The organism is Deinococcus aquaticus (assembly GCF_028622095.1).
In the GTDB taxonomy this organism is placed as follows: domain Bacteria; phylum Deinococcota; class Deinococci; order Deinococcales; family Deinococcaceae; genus Deinococcus; species Deinococcus aquaticus.
Window position 1 is genome coordinate 1483949 of record NZ_CP115165.1, and the last position, 13552, is coordinate 1497500.

A 13552-nucleotide genomic window follows, 5' to 3' on the forward strand; every position below is an offset into this window, starting at 1 on the left:
GCAGATGGCAGATGGCAGAAAGCGAAGGGCCTCTGCCATCCGCTTTCTGCCATCTGCACTCCTATGCCGAAATTCGACTATTCCCTCCATTACGCTGAACTGGACCTGCGCGCGCATCCGGAACTGTACCGGGTGGGGGTGGGCGAGCAAGGTGTGCTGCTGGTGCAGCCGTACAAGTCCGAGTTGCTGCCGCACTGGCGGTTTGCGACGCCGGAACTGGCGCGGGAAAGCAGCGAGGTCATCTATGGAATGTTCCTGGCGTACCTGCGGGCCGGGGAGTTCGTGGGGGCCGACATGGCGCGCAAGTTCCTGCAGATGGGCTTCACGCGCGCGCGGCGCTACGCGAACCACCGGGGTGGCAAGAAGTACGCTGGCCCGGTCCCGGAGGATAAGAAGGGCCAGAGCGGCGCGCACGGCCGCCCGGAACTGCCCCGCACGCCGGAAGACCCGGTCAAGGCCGAGTCCGCCCGCATCTTCAAGGCGAAATGGGACGAGGCCGAAGCGAACGAGCAGTACGCCGCGCTGAAGAAAGCCCACAAGGCCCAGTACGGCTGAAGATAGGAGAGTCGATGGTTGAAAGTTGATGGTTGATGGGGTCGTGTGCTGTTTCCATCGACTTTCAACCATCAACCATCAACCCGTCCGGCGTGTTGACGTTCAGGAACGTCCGGGCCGTGAAGCCACCCACTAGCGTGGTGTGTTCGGGCGGCGCGGCGCGTCTCAGGCGGCGTTCCCCGCTGTCCAGCAGGGCGGTCACGTGGGGCAGCAGGTCCGTGTGGTACAGCGCGGCCAGCGGTTGCGCGCGGCCCTGCCCGTCTGTGGCCTGCAAGCTGAGGCGGCCGGGCGTGATGGCGGCGCTCAGGGTGCGCCAGTAGTCGGGTGTCAGCCAGGGCAGGTCCACCCCGGTGAACGCCACCCAGCCGGGCGGGGCGTGCGTCAGGGCGCTTTCCAGTCCGGCCAGGGGGCCCTCGCCGGGGCGCAGGTCGGCGTGCGTGTCCCAGCGGCCCAGGTGGGCGGGCAGGGCGTAACGGCCGGGCGGTGCGATCAGCAGGCGTGCAGGGCAGTCCTGAAGGCTCGCGCAGGCGCGTTCCAGCAGTGTCCGGCCGTTCAGCAGGGCCAGGGCCTTGTCACTCCCGAAGCGGCTGGAACGTCCGCCTGCCGTGACGGCTCCGGTCAGCCACAGGCCCGGCGGCGGGCGGGTCACTCGCGCGGGCCGCTCTGGCGTTCCAGTTGCCGCAGCGCCCACGCGGCCAGTCGCAGCACCGGTCGGCCGTAAGGGGGGTACATGAACCGCACGGGACTGGGCGTGGGTTCGCGCAACACGGCCCGCTCATGACTGAAGGTACGGAAGCCGTGTTCGCCGTGGTAGTTGCCCATGCCGCTGGGGCCGACCCCGCCGAACGGTAGGTTGGGGTTGGTCAGGTGCACGACCGCGCCGTTCACGACCATGCCGCCGCTGGTCGTCTCGCGCTGCACGCGGCGGATCATGTCCTCGTCGCGGCTGAACAGGTACAGCGCCAGCGGGGGGTCCAGGCGGCGGATCAGGCTCAGAGCCTCTTCTGGCGTGTCGTACGTCAGGATGGGCAGGACCGGCCCGAACAGTTCCTCCTGCATCAGCGGCATGCCGGGCGTCACGCCGCTCACTACGGTCGGCGAGATGAACCGGCCCGGCGCGTCGAACTCGCCGCCCAGCACCACCCGCGCGCCCTGTGCGACGCTGCCCTGCGTCAGGCGTTCCAGGCGCTGCACGCCGGCGCTGTCCACCATACGCCCGTAGTCCGGCCCGGCCCGCAGCCACGCGCCCGTCCCGAAGCGCCGCGCGATCACGGCCTCCAGGCGGCGCAGCAGCGGCTCTTCCAGGTGCCGGGGCACCAGCACGTAGTCCGGGGCCACGCAGGTCTGCCCGGCGTTCAGCAGTTTTCCCCACGCCAGCCGCTCGGCGGTCACGTCCAGGTCGGCGCTGGCGTCGATCAGGGCGGGGCTCTTGCCACCGAGTTCCAGGGTCACGCCCGTCAGGTTGTTCGCGGCGGCCCGCATGACGTGACGCCCGACCGCGCCGCTCCCGGTGAAGAAGATGTGCCCGAACGGCAGTTCCGTCAAGGTGCGGGCCACCTCGCCGTCCCCCTCCACGACCGCGGCGAGGCGCGGTTCGAACACGCTGCCGATCAGGTCACTCAGCGCGCGCGCCACGTTGGGGGCCTTCTCGCTGGGTTTCAGGATCACGGTGTTCCCGGCGGCCAGACTGGCGACCAGCGGCACCAGCGCGAGGTTCACGGGGTAATTCCAGGGGCTCAGGATCAGGGTCACGCCGCGCGCCTGCATCTGCACCTCGCTGCGCGCCCCGAACAGCATGCTGGGCGTGTCCACGCGGCGGGGCGCCATCCAGCGCGGCAGGCGGCGGATGGCATGCTGGATCTCCTCCAGCACCGGGTGCAGTTCTGTGATCTCGGCCTCGGCGCGGCTCTTGCCCAGGTCGGCTTTCAGGGCGTCGGCCAGGGGCACGCGGTGCGCGCGGACCGCGTCGTGCAGGCGGCGCAGGATCGCCTGACGCTGCGCGGCGGTCGTCTGCGCGGCCGGCCAGCGCTGCGCCTGCTGCGCGGCGAACAGGGCGTGAAGGTCAGGGGCGGGCAGGCTGGAATCGGACATGAGCACCTCGGGGGAGTGCGGCACAGGGGAGCGGGTGACGGGCCGGGCGTGCCCGAGTGGCGAGGCGGAACAGGACGGAATTGAACCGAGTATAGAGCGCACGCCTCCCTTGAGAACGCATTGAGCGCCCCGTCACAAAGAAGCCCCGGCGACACTCTGAGCGCCCCCGGCACGCGCACACTGCAAGTCGCACGACAACCCACCGGCCCACCGCCCCTCACTCCCAGGAGGTTCTCCACCATGACCATCACCAGACTTCTGCTCGGCTCTGCACTGGCCCTGACCCTCGGCTCCTGCGCCATGATGGCCCCCGCCATGAGTTACACCCTCGCCAAGCAACCGGCTGGCGGCGCACTGGCCTCCAGCGGCATGGTCGACGTGAAAAAAGACGGCATGACCGTCATGACCAGCGCCAGGGTCATGGGCCTCGCCCCGAACACGTACTATGTCGCGCATTACCACCTGCAGGGCGCGGCCAGCGCCGACCCGTGTAGCAGTGGCGGCGCACCCATCATGAACAGCATGATTGTTGGGCAGAGCGACGCCATGGGCATGCTTACCCTGACCGGCAGCGTGGCCGCCGCCGACGTGATGAACGCCACGTACTTCAACATCCACACCGCCAAGGACGCCACGGGCGCCCCCGCCGACGCCGGCGTGACCTGCACGGGCGTCAAGATGTAACCACGGCGTACGGTAGAAAGCAGATGGCAGGGGTTCCGTGATCGGACCTCTGCCATTTGCCATCGGCCTTCGACCTTTCTTACAGCCCCAGGCTGCCCCGGTACCCCTCGATGATCTGCGCGCCCCAGATCAGGGCGACCAGCGCACCGACCGCCAGGAACGGCCCGAACTTCACGCGGTTCTCGCGTTTCATGGCGAGCTGCGTCACGCCGAACAGCGCCCCGGCGAACACCGCGACCACCAGCGTCAGCAGCAGCCGCTCCCAGCCCAGGAACGCGCCGATCACGGCGGCCAGTTTCACGTCCCCGAAGCCCATGGCGCTCGCGTCGGCCGGTTCGTCGGCCGCGTCGTCCACAGTCTGCCCACGGTACTTCAGCCACCAGTACACGCCCGCCACCAGCGACGTGGCGCCCGCTGCGGCCAGCGCACCCTGCACCATCAGGATCATGCCCGGGCCGTACCCGGCGCTGCCCAGCACCACGCTGACCAGCAGGCCGCCCAGCGTCAGCAGTTCCGGTACGCGCACCACGCGCCGGGCCACCACGTTCACGGCCGCCGACAGCAGCGCCGCGCCCAGGCCCCACCACGGCCCCAGCCACGCCCCGGCCAGCAGCGCCAGACTGATCTGCTGGTACCCGATGGGCGCTTCCGGGTACGAGCGCTCCCGGAAGCGGCGCAGCACCCACGACCCGAACTGGTTGATCGCCACGACCAGACCTGCACCCAGCAGCGCGCCCTGCACCGCGCCCGACAGGTCCGGCAGCCCCTCGGCGCCCGCCCGGCCGTTCAGGAGCCCGAACAGGATGCCCAGCGCCGTGCCCGGCAGCGTCAGCTCGTCCGGGATGGTGTACGTGTCTAGGTCGATGGCACTCCCGACCAGCAGGATCGTGAACAGCGCCATCAATCCCAGCGCGCCCCACCCGACCACCAGCGGTGGGAATAATGCGGCGATCACGCCGTACCCCAGCCCGGTCAGCAATTCCACCACCGGGTACCGCGCCTTGATGGGCGCCCGGCAGTACCGGCACTTGCCGCCCAGGCTCAACCACGACAGCACCGGCACCAGATCCGGCACGCCCAGCCGGTGATCGCAGTTAGGGCAGTGACTGGGCGGGAAGGCGATACTCTCGCCGCGCGGCAGGCGCCAGATCAGCACGTTCGAGAACGACCCGACCAGCAGGCCGAGCAGGGCAGCAAAGATCACGAGGAGGACGTCAGGGGTCACCCCGGCAGTGTAGGCAACAACTCTCACAGCTGTCTTGCCTTCAGCTGCCCGGCCCTTACCGGGTCGCGGGGCCGTCCAGCGTGAACAGCGCGTCCAGCCACGCCCGCAGCGGCTCCGGCACCCAGGAGACCCCTTCGGGCAGCGGCGCCGGGACGACCGGGACGCCCAGCTGCGCCGCCTCGCCCTGCGCCGCCGCCAGGGCCGCCCCGAAGTCCACGTAGCCCTTCTCGTCGGGCGGAATCAGCGCCGTGCGGGTCAGCGCCCCGGCGCGCGTCAGGTCCGCCCAGTTCAGGCGGTACACGTCCTCGAACACGAAGGACCGCTCGGGCTTCCCCGGCACGTCCGCCACGAACCGCACCGGGGGGCGGCAGTCACCATCCAGAATCGTCACGCGCGCCCCGCATCCCCCGCAGGTGAAGCCGCCCACGTGCCCGTACCGGCTGCCCACGTACCGCCGCGCCTCGTGCGGCACGAACCCGCATGCCGGACAGACCGTGAAGATCGGCACGTCCAGCAGCCACGTCGAAGGCTGCCGTCCCGTGCGGTTGAAGTACAGGCGGACCATGCACCCAGTCTGGCACGCAGGCACGTGAGCTTTCAGACAGGGGAATGGCGGGCGCCCCGTTCCCAGGACACCCGCCACCCATCAGTAACCGTTGCGCCCCTACGGATTCCGTCTGTTGCGTTGACAGATCGGAAGGGCACCGATCTGCCAACTCCACTCCCGGAACCCCCGTTGCTCCCACTCGCTTCGCTCGGATTGAATGGTTTGCAAACCATTCAATCGGAGTCTGATCAGTGCTTCCCGAAGTGCCCCAGCTGCGGTACGTTGGGCTTCCAGGCAGGCGTCTCCACGACCTCACCGTACAGGTCGTACTCGTCGCTGTCCTCAATGCGTACGCGCACGATGTCCCCGATCTTCACGGTCCCGGCGAAGTCGGCGGCGAACAGGTACACCTGTCCGTCGATGCCCGGCGCGTCCCCCTTCGTCCGGCCGATCAGTTTCGTGCCCGGCGCGTCGTCCTCGTCATCGTTGAACTCGTCCACGATCACGTCCATGACGGTGCCGACCTTCTCGGCCAGCCGCTCGGCACTGATGCGCTGCGCGACCTCCATGAAGCGGCTCAGGCGCTCCTCCTTCACGTCCTGCGGCACGGCGTCCGGCAGGGCGTTCGCGTCGGCCTCGTCCACATCGCTGTACGTGAACGCCCCCACGCGGTCCAGGCGGGCGTCCTCCAGGAACTGCAGCAACTCCACGAAATCGGCCTCCGTCTCACCGGGGAAGCCCACGATGAACGTGGAGCGGATCACGAGCTCCGGGCAGATCTCCCGCCAGCGGCGGATGGTGTCCAGCTGCTTGCCCGCACCGGGCCGGCGCATGGACCGCAGGATCTTCGGACTGGCGTGCTGCAGCGGCACGTCCAGGTACGGCAGGATCTTGCCCGCCGCCATCAGTTCCACGATCTTCTCCACGTGCGGGTACGGGTACACGTAATGCATGCGCACCCACGCGCCCATCTCGCCCAGCTTCACGGCCAGGTCCGTCAGGTGCGCGCGGACCTGCTCACCCTGGAATTCGCTCTCGCGGTAGCGGACGTCCACGCCGTACGCACTCGTGTCCTGCGAGATGATCATCAGTTCCTTCGTGCCGCCCGCGATCAGGCGGTACGCCTCGTACAGCACCGAACCGGCGTCACGGGACACCTGCAACCCCCGCAACTTCGGAATGATGCAGAACGAACACGTGTGATTGCAGCCCTCCGCGATCTTCACGTACGCGTAGTGCTTAGGCGTCAGCTTTACGCTCGGCGCGAACACATCCCCGTGCCGCGTATCCTCCCGCTCCGGCTGCACGGCGTCCGCCCGTGTGCCCGGCGCGGCCACCGGCAGCAGACCCGTGAACGCACTCGTATCGATCGGCAGCAGCGTCCGAACGTGACCCATCACGTCATCCACCGCCTCACTGCCCGTGATCGCCGCGACCTTCGGGTGCCGCTCCATGATCTTCTCCGGCCGCTCGCCCAGGCACCCGGTCACGATGACCTTCCCCGTCGCCTCCAGCGCCTCACCAATCGCGCTCAGGGACTCCTCGACCGCCGGCGTGATGAACCCGCACGTATTCACGATCACCGCGTCCGCATTCTCGTAACTGGCCGCCACCTCATAGCCCTCGAACCGCAGCTGCGTCAGAATCCGCTCGCTGTCCACCAGCGCCTTCGGGCACCCCAGACTGATGAACCCCACCCGTTTTGCGCCCGCCACAGCGGGACCGTTGCCTTCCATCATCATCTACTCCTTCCCTTGCGCCGCACCCAGCACCCCGGGGGCACAGAGGTTCAGCCCGCCACTCTACAGGGACGGGCCGCGCCGGGCGACGCACTGGATTACAGGATCACCCCGGAAGAGGGGCTCAGTTACGTTCGGGCGTTGCCTGCGAACTCCTGCTCGAAAGCGTCCAGAATGTCGCGGTCGCTGACGCTCTGTAATCCCAGGCTCAGGAGCTTCTTGATCTTCGGGAAGTACGGCTCGTCCGTGATGTCCTTCTCGTAACCGTCCCGGAAGGTGCGTTTTCCGGTCAGGGTCACGCGGAACTCGTCGTCCGAGCGTCCGTAACTGCACCGGGTATCCACGATTCGCTGGTACAGGAAGTAGCGTTTGCTCTTGCTGTCTGGCCGGCCAATGCACCAGATGATCCCGCCTTCCGTGGCGGCCCTCTCCGCAACGGCTTCCTTGTTGGTGGCGATCATGCCGCTCTCTGCGACCTCACCCCGGAAGCCGATGCCCATTGAGGCGGGGTTGTGGTACAGCACGTAGTTCGCAGTTCGGGCCATGCCGTACGGTATTCCCTCTGGTGGCCACATGGTGCCGCAGATCCAGCACCCCCTGATTCGCGCGGCTGTCCGCTGTCGCTCGGGGGCGCGTCTCTCAGGGTTGGGCTGTACACTGCCTGAAGATGAATGCCAAGGTTATTGTGGTCACGTCCGGCAAGGGGGGCGTGGGTAAAACCACGACCACCGCGAACATAGGAGCGGCACTCGCGAAACTGGGTGAGAAGGTCGCGGTCATTGACGTGGATGTGGGCCTGCGGAACCTGGATGTGGTGATGGGTCTGGAGTCGCGGGTGGTGTTCGATCTGGTGGACGTGCTGGAAGGTAAGTGCCGCATGTCTCAGGCGCTGATCCGGGATAAGCGGGTGGAGAACCTGTTCCTGCTGCCGGCCAGTCAGACGCGTGATAAGGACGCGCTGGACCCGGAGGTGTTCAAGGGTGTGGTGCGGGATCTGATCGAGACCGAGGGTTTCGACCGGATCCTGATCGATTCCCCGGCGGGTATCGAGTCGGGGTTCCGCACGGCGGCCGCCCCGGCGGAGGGGGCGCTGGTGGTCGTGAACCCGGAGGTTTCCAGCGTGCGTGACGCGGACCGCATCATCGGGCTGCTGGAGGCCCAGCAGGTCAGTGAGATCCGGCTGGTCATCAACCGCCTGCGTCCGAAGATGGTGGCGAGCGGGAACATGCTGTCCGAGGCGGACATTCTGGACATCCTGGGTGTCAAGCCGATCGGGATCGTGCCGGAGGACGAGGGGATCATCATCTCGACGAACGTGGGTGAGCCGGCGGTGCTGGGCAAGACGAAGGCGGGCGAGGCGTTCATGGCGACCGCGCGCCGCCTGAAGGGCGAGGACGTGCCGTACCCGAAGTTCGAGGAGGACAAGGGATTCCTGGCGGCGCTGCGCCGACTGTTCGGGGGGGCCTGACGTGTTTTCCTGGATGAAGCGCGGCCGGACCAAGGAGACCCTGAAAGACCGCCTGGAACTGGTGCTGGCGTACGACCGGGCGCAGATTCCGCCCGGCAAGGTGGATGCGCTGCGGAACGACCTGCTGGAAGTCGTCAAGCGGTACTTCCCGACGGGGAACAGCAGCGTGGAGATCGAGCAGCGGGGCGACATGGTGGTCCTGATGGCGAACATTCCACTGGATGAGGATTCGCCGGGCCGTGCGGCCGAACGCAACCGCTGATCCCGGCCGCCGGGCCCTGCTGCCCAGGCACCCTGCTGCGGTCACCTCAGCTCTAAGCACCTTCACCCTCGCAGGCCGTAGCCTGTGGGGGTGTCGCGTTTGAATGTTCAGTCTGCCTTTCACTCCGGGGTGCCCGTGCGGGCGCCGCTGGCGGGGACGCCTTGAAGTACGACCTGCGGTTCCCGGTGATCATCGCGGCCCTGCTGGCGGTGGGCCTGATGACGGTCAGTACGGCGGCCCTGTCGCCGCGCGTGTCGAGCGGTGTGTTCAACAAGCAGGTGCTGGGCGTGGTGCTGGCGGCCGTGCCGATTGCCCTGATGTGGTGGGTGGGCCGGGACCGCATCTACCGCGTGGCGCCGTACCTGTACGGGCTGGCGCTGCTGATGCAGGTCAGTACGTTCGTGATCGGGAAGGAAGTGAACGGGCAGCGCAACTGGATCGAGCTGGGGCCGCTGCAGTTTCAGCCGCTGGAGATCCTGAAGTTCGCGTTGATCCTGATGCTGGCTGTCACGCTGCGCGGGGGGTTCAAGGGGGTGTCCACGTACGGGCGGGCGCTGGCGGTGTTCCTGCCGGCCGTGGGTCTGGTCGTCATTCAGGATTTCGGGGGGGCGATCGTGCTGAGCGTCATGTTCGCCGTGATGATGCTGGCGGCGCGCATGCCGGTGTGGCACGCGCTGCTGGCGGCGCTGGTGGTGGGAACGGCGGTGCCGACGGTGCTGTACCCGCACCTGGAGCCGTACCAGCAGAAGCGCCTGACGATCTTCCTGAACCCCTACGAGGACCCGCGCGGGGCGGGATATCAGGTGATTCAGAGCACCATCGCGGTGGGCAGCGGTGGGTTGCAGGGCAAGGGGTACAAGCAGGGCAGTCAGTCGCACAACGGGTTCCTGCCGGAGGCGCACACGGACTTCGCGGTGTCCACGTGGCTGGAGGAACAGGGGTTCGTGGGGGGCGTGGTGGTGCTGCTGCTGTACGGCGGGTTGTTCTGGGGGCTGGCGGGCATGGCGGGCGAGGCGCCCCGGTTGCAGGATCAGGTGCTGTTCGCGGGCATTCTGGGTCAGATCGGCTTTCAGGTTCTCGAGAACGTCGGCGCGGCCCTGAGTGTCCTGCCGTTGACGGGCATCACCCTGCCGCTGATCAGTTACGGCCTGAGCAGTCTGGTCAGTACCCTGAGCACGCTGGGGCTGGCGTACATCGTGCACCGTGACCGGTACGAGGGCCGCATCTGATACGGACTGCCGTCTGTTTCGTTCACAACCCGCCAACGCACCGGGTTGCCAACTCCACGCCCGGAATCCGTTTTGCTCCTACTCTCTCCGCTCAGATTGAACGGTTTTTGCGAACCATTCAATCGGAGTCCGTGAGATGAGTGCCGCGCGGCCTGAGTTCCGGGTGTTCGTGGCGGTCAGTCTGGACGGCCTGATCGCCCGGCCGGACGGTCGCCTGGACTGGCTGCCGGGAGCCACGGCGGACGGTGCAGCGGCGCCAGTGGGCGAGGATCACGGGTACGCGGCGTTCGTGGCGGGCGTGGATACCCTGCTGATGGGCCGGGAGACCTTCGAGACCGTGAAGGACTTCCCGGAGTGGCCGTACGCGGGCCTGCGGGTGGTTGTCCTGAGCCGCACCCTGAGCGCGGCGGACCTGCCACCCGCCCTGCGGGGCACGGTGCAGGTCATGGCCGGACCACCCGAACGGGTCGCGGAGCAACTGGGCCGCCTGGGCGCGCGGGCCGTGTACGTGGACGGCGGGCAGACTGTTCAGGCGTTCCTGCGGGCCGGACTGATCGACGAACTGACGGTCACGGTCGTGCCGGTGCTGCTGGGGCGGGGCCGTCCGCTGTTCGGGCCGCTGGACGCCGACCTGCCGCTGACGCTGGTGTCGGCGCGGGTGTTCGCGGGCAGCGGGTTCGTGCAGAGCACGTACCGGCGCCGCGCCGCTTCGCAGATTCCGTCCTGAAACCTGCCGGGGCTGCTGCTGTTCGTGACGGGATTCCGGGTGGCCGGTCCGCATGCCCCTGATGGGGGCGGTGCGGGGGGTCCGGTTCCTTAAGAGTGTCTTTTATGACGTGTGGAACGTCGTGCCGCCGAAGGTGTTACGGTGTGGCTCGTTCCACCCCCGCTGCCATAACAGAGTGAAATAATTTACACTTGCGCCGATGAGGCGTTCGTGTCCGCGTGAAGGCGGCGCGGTCCGTCAAGGCCGTTCAGGGTTCATCCCCGGTTCCCAGCAGTTCAGGCAGTCCGTTTCACGGCAGTTCCCAGGAGGCGTCATGAACATCACAGACTTGATTCAATCGTTCTTCGGAGGTGACGGGGCCACCCGTCTGGGTCAGGTGTCCGGCCTGGACGCACAGACCGCGCAGCGCGTGCTCAGCGCCGGCCTGCCCCTGCAACTGGACGCGCTGGCCGATCACGCCCGCGGCGCCGAGGGACAGTCGCAGATTGCCGAGGCCATTCAGAACCTTCCGCAGTTCAGCAGCGTGCAGGACGCCCTGGCGGGTGCCGACGGCGCGCAGAACCTCCAGCAGGCCGGGGAGCTGCTGGGTCCGGTGCTGCTGGGCGACCGCGCCGGCAACCTCACGCAGACCGTGGCGGCGCAGACCGGCGCGGCCAGCGGCAGCGTGCAGAAGATGATGGGCATGGCCCTCCCGCTGCTGCTGAGTCAGCTCGGCAAGGCCGGCGTGAACGGCGGGAACATCGGCGGAATGCTGGGCGGCCTGCGAGGCCAGCTGGGCGGCATGGGCGGCCTGCTGGGTGCTGGGGCCGGCGCGGCCGCCGCACTGGGTGGCGCGGCCCTGAGTGGCCCGGCACTGACCGGTCCGGCACTGGGTAAGGTCAGCGCTCCGGACCTCACGCCGCCGGCCGTGCACGTGCCCTCTCTGGACGTACCTTCCCTGGACGTGCCCTCACTGGATGTGCCGGCGGTTGGCATTGGCATGGCGGGCCTCGCGGCCGGTGCCGCCGGCATGGCTGCCCGTGACGACAGCGCCAGCGGCCTGCTGGAATTCCTGAAAGGGCAGTTCAGCGGTCCGGTCGCCGAGCGGATCGGAGCCTCGGCCGGGTTCGGCGGCGGCGCATCCAAACGTGCGGCGCAGGCGGCCCTGCCGCTGATCCTGAACTCCCTGGTGCAGAAGGGCCGCACCGAGTCCGGCGCGAACGACGTGCTGAACATGGCCCGTCCCTTCGAGTCGCTGACCGACGCGGACGGTCACCTGCGCGCCGGGGTGCTCGACGACGCCGCCGAATCTGCCCGTATCGAGGGGCAGGGGCGCGGCCTGCTGGGCGGCCTGTTCGGGAACGTTGATCAGGTCGCGGGCCGACTGGGGACCGCGCTGGGAGGCAGCGGTGCCAGCGCCGGGCGACTGCTGGCCGTGATGACCCCGCTGGTCCTGAGCATGCTGGGCAACCGCGCCCGGAGCGGCGGCATGGGCGCTGCGGGCTTCAGCGGTCTGCTGGGCGGCCTGGGTGCCGGCCTGACGGGCCTGCTGCCCAGCGGCCTGAGCAGCCTGGGTGCGTTGCTGGGCGCTGGCGGACTGGCCGCCGCTGCCGGGGCGGCCACCACGGCCGTGGCGGGGGCGTCCCGTCCGAACGTGCCTCCCGTGGCGGCCCCGCCCATCAACACGGCCAGCGTGCCGCCCACCCCACCCCAGGAGAAACGCCGGGGCGGCTTCCCCTGGTGGATCATTCCGCTGCTGGCACTGCTGCTCCTGGGTGGCTGCTGGCTGGTCAACCGTCAGCCGGCGGACTCGGCGGGCACGGCTACCACGGCCACCGACACGGCGGCCAGCATCCTGGTGACCAACCCGTCCTCCGACGCGAACCTTCCGCCCGCGCCGTTCACCATGAGCGGTACCGGCCCCGCCGGAGCGACCCTGACCATTCAGGACGAGGGTCAGGACGTCGGCACCGCCACCGTCGGCAGTGACGGGAACTGGACGGCCGACCTGCCCGCCCCGACCGTGGGTGAACACACCTACACCGTGGACGGCGGCGCGGCCCGCAGTGAATTCAAGGTGAACATCGCTGACGGCGCGGCGGCCGCCACGGACACCACCACCGACGGCACGGCCACGGACGCGACGGCTCCTGACGCGACTGGCACGGACGCCGCTGGTGCGGCCACCGGCTTCGCCATCGGCGCTCCCGCTGCGGACGCCGAACTCCCGGCGGGCGGGTTCACCATGAACGGCACCGGCACGGCCGGCGAGGAACTGGAACTGTTCGAGGACGGCACCAGCCTCGGCAAGATCACCGTCGGTGAGGACGGCACCTGGACCTTTGACGTGCCCAGCCCCTCGGCCGGCGCGCACAGCTACTCGGTCAAGGGACCGGACGGCACGGAACTCGGCGCGCTCAGCACGACCATCGCTGCTGCCGCCGCCGACGCCAGCGCCGCCAACTGCACCAAGGACTACACCCTCAGCATCACGGACGGGCAGACCGTCAGCGAACCCTTCCGCTTCGGCGGGGTCGGGCAGGGCGAGGGGTACAGCGTGACCGTCAAGCGCGGCGACCGGACCATCGGCACCAAGAACATCCCCCTGGACGCCACCTGCGGCTGGAGCTACCAGAGCAAACCCGGCGCGGGCACCATCTCCTACGAGGTCCGCCCGGTGGGTGACGCGGCTGCCGAGCCCCTCAGCAGCGTGACCCTGACCGTCGGGAACTGAACCCCGGCCAATCAGGCCACCCACACCGCCTGCCTCCCACTTCGGGGGCAGGCGGTTCTTTATGGCGTTCCACCGGGACTGCATGAATGAAGAGTTCCCGCCAGAGCGCACTGCTTCAGCGGCTCACGCTCCAGATACCTGCGAAGTCCGCCAGTTGCGTGCTGCGGTCGCCAGTGGCGTAGGCGCTGATGCTGCCGTCCAGATACAGGGCGTCCGGGCAGCCCAGCGTGTCCCGGAAGAACACCGCGAACGAGTAGAAGTTCACGGGGCCGGCACTGACGGCAAACCGCACCTGCCCGTCCCGGCAGACGC

At 68.6% G+C, this 13552-nt stretch carries 14 protein-coding genes (1 of these 14 only partly in view); 7 read left to right on the forward strand and 7 right to left on the reverse strand.

Features of this window, described 5'->3' with window-relative positions; translation table 11 throughout:
* The first annotated feature begins 63 nt into the window (after nt 1-63).
* A complete protein-coding gene (locus M8445_RS07195; RefSeq protein WP_273990684.1) occupies nt 64-555 on the forward strand; it encodes a DUF4385 domain-containing protein in 492 nt (163 codons plus the stop codon).
* 64 nt (nt 556-619) lie between these two features.
* Here M8445_RS07195 and mobA read toward each other — a convergent pair whose 3' ends face one another.
* Both mobA and M8445_RS07205 read right to left on the reverse strand, forming a co-directional pair.
* The gene (gene mobA, locus M8445_RS07200; protein WP_273990685.1) at nt 620-1204 is read right to left on the reverse strand and encodes a molybdenum cofactor guanylyltransferase; all 585 of its coding nucleotides are present in this window, start codon (nt 1202-1204) and stop codon (nt 620-622) included.
* Nucleotides 1201-2646 (reverse strand): aldehyde dehydrogenase family protein, encoded by a 1446-nt coding sequence (locus M8445_RS07205; RefSeq protein ID WP_273990686.1) that lies wholly within the window; start codon nt 2644-2646, stop codon nt 1201-1203. Before M8445_RS07205 ends, mobA begins: the two co-directional genes overlap by 4 nt.
* Before the next feature lie 240 nt (nt 2647-2886).
* Between M8445_RS07205 and M8445_RS07210 the strand changes: the two genes are divergently transcribed.
* A complete protein-coding gene (locus M8445_RS07210; protein WP_273990688.1) occupies nt 2887-3330 on the forward strand; it encodes a superoxide dismutase in 444 nt (147 codons plus the stop codon).
* 79 nt (nt 3331-3409) lie between these two features.
* Here the strand turns inward: M8445_RS07210 and M8445_RS07215 are convergent, their stop codons facing one another.
* The 4 genes from M8445_RS07215 to M8445_RS07230 all read right to left on the reverse strand — a co-directional run bounded on the left by M8445_RS07215 (nt 3410) and on the right by M8445_RS07230 (nt 7386).
* Complete coding sequence (locus M8445_RS07215) at nt 3410-4555, reverse strand: prepilin peptidase (protein ID WP_273990691.1); 1146 nt, start codon at nt 4553-4555, stop codon at nt 3410-3412.
* Nucleotides 4556-4610: 55 nt separating this feature from the next.
* Nucleotides 4611-5120 carry a hypothetical protein gene (locus M8445_RS07220; protein ID WP_273990692.1) on the reverse strand — a complete coding sequence of 170 codons (510 nt, stop codon included), beginning with the start codon at nt 5118-5120 and terminating at the stop codon, nt 4611-4613.
* Between the two features lie 230 nt (nt 5121-5350).
* Nucleotides 5351-6844 (reverse strand): 30S ribosomal protein S12 methylthiotransferase RimO, encoded by a 1494-nt coding sequence (gene rimO, locus M8445_RS07225; protein WP_273990694.1) that lies wholly within the window; start codon nt 6842-6844, stop codon nt 5351-5353.
* A gap of 125 nt (nt 6845-6969) precedes the next feature.
* On the reverse strand, nt 6970-7386 hold the full coding sequence (locus tag M8445_RS07230) for a hypothetical protein (RefSeq protein ID WP_273990697.1): 417 nt from the start codon (nt 7384-7386) through the stop codon (nt 6970-6972).
* A 122-nt stretch (nt 7387-7508) separates the two neighbouring features.
* Here M8445_RS07230 and minD point away from each other — a divergent pair, with 122 nt between their 5' ends.
* The 5 genes from minD (at nt 7509) to M8445_RS07255 (ending at nt 13240) form a co-directional block, all read left to right on the forward strand.
* Nucleotides 7509-8309 (forward strand): septum site-determining protein MinD, encoded by an 801-nt coding sequence (gene minD / locus M8445_RS07235; RefSeq protein ID WP_273990698.1) that lies wholly within the window; start codon nt 7509-7511, stop codon nt 8307-8309.
* Nucleotide 8310: 1 nt separating this feature from the next.
* A complete protein-coding gene (minE, locus tag M8445_RS07240; RefSeq protein ID WP_189065471.1) occupies nt 8311-8571 on the forward strand; it encodes a cell division topological specificity factor MinE in 261 nt (86 codons plus the stop codon).
* A 161-nt stretch (nt 8572-8732) separates the two neighbouring features.
* Nucleotides 8733-9800: an FtsW/RodA/SpoVE family cell cycle protein gene (locus tag M8445_RS07245; protein WP_273990702.1), complete on the forward strand. Its 1068-nt coding sequence runs from the start codon at nt 8733-8735 to the stop codon at nt 9798-9800.
* 136 nt (nt 9801-9936) lie between these two features.
* Nucleotides 9937-10527 (forward strand): dihydrofolate reductase family protein, encoded by a 591-nt coding sequence (locus M8445_RS07250; protein WP_273990703.1) that lies wholly within the window; start codon nt 9937-9939, stop codon nt 10525-10527.
* A gap of 313 nt (nt 10528-10840) precedes the next feature.
* Nucleotides 10841-13240 (forward strand): DUF937 domain-containing protein, encoded by a 2400-nt coding sequence (locus tag M8445_RS07255; protein WP_273990706.1) that lies wholly within the window; start codon nt 10841-10843, stop codon nt 13238-13240.
* A 115-nt stretch (nt 13241-13355) separates the two neighbouring features.
* On the opposite strand, the gene M8445_RS07260 is transcribed toward M8445_RS07255, so the two are convergent.
* Nucleotides 13356-13552, reverse strand: the 3' end of a protein-coding gene (locus M8445_RS07260; RefSeq protein ID WP_273990707.1) for a phosphodiester glycosidase family protein. Its footprint extends 547 nt past the window's final position; only the last 197 of its 744 coding nucleotides appear in the window; its start codon lies beyond the right edge, outside the window; its stop codon occupies nt 13356-13358.

Excerpts from the sequence above, each read along its gene's own strand:
- M8445_RS07205 (WP_273990686.1), bottom strand. The coding sequence starts at position 2,646 with ATGTCCGATTCCAGCCTGCCCGCCCCTGACCTTCACGCCCTGTTCGCC.
- M8445_RS07250 (WP_273990703.1), top strand. The coding sequence starts at position 9,937 with ATGAGTGCCGCGCGGCCTGAGTTCCGGGTGTTCGTGGCGGTCAGTCTG.
- minD (WP_273990698.1), top strand. The coding sequence starts at position 7,509 with ATGAATGCCAAGGTTATTGTGGTCACGTCCGGCAAGGGGGGCGTGGGT.
- rimO (WP_273990694.1), bottom strand. The coding sequence starts at position 6,844 with ATGATGATGGAAGGCAACGGTCCCGCTGTGGCGGGCGCAAAACGGGTG.
- M8445_RS07210 (WP_273990688.1), top strand. The coding sequence starts at position 2,887 with ATGACCATCACCAGACTTCTGCTCGGCTCTGCACTGGCCCTGACCCTC.
- M8445_RS07230 (WP_273990697.1), bottom strand. The coding sequence starts at position 7,386 with ATGGCCCGAACTGCGAACTACGTGCTGTACCACAACCCCGCCTCAATG.
- M8445_RS07255 (WP_273990706.1), top strand. The coding sequence starts at position 10,841 with ATGAACATCACAGACTTGATTCAATCGTTCTTCGGAGGTGACGGGGCC.
- M8445_RS07220 (WP_273990692.1), bottom strand. The coding sequence starts at position 5,120 with ATGGTCCGCCTGTACTTCAACCGCACGGGACGGCAGCCTTCGACGTGG.
- M8445_RS07195 (WP_273990684.1), top strand. The coding sequence starts at position 64 with ATGCCGAAATTCGACTATTCCCTCCATTACGCTGAACTGGACCTGCGC.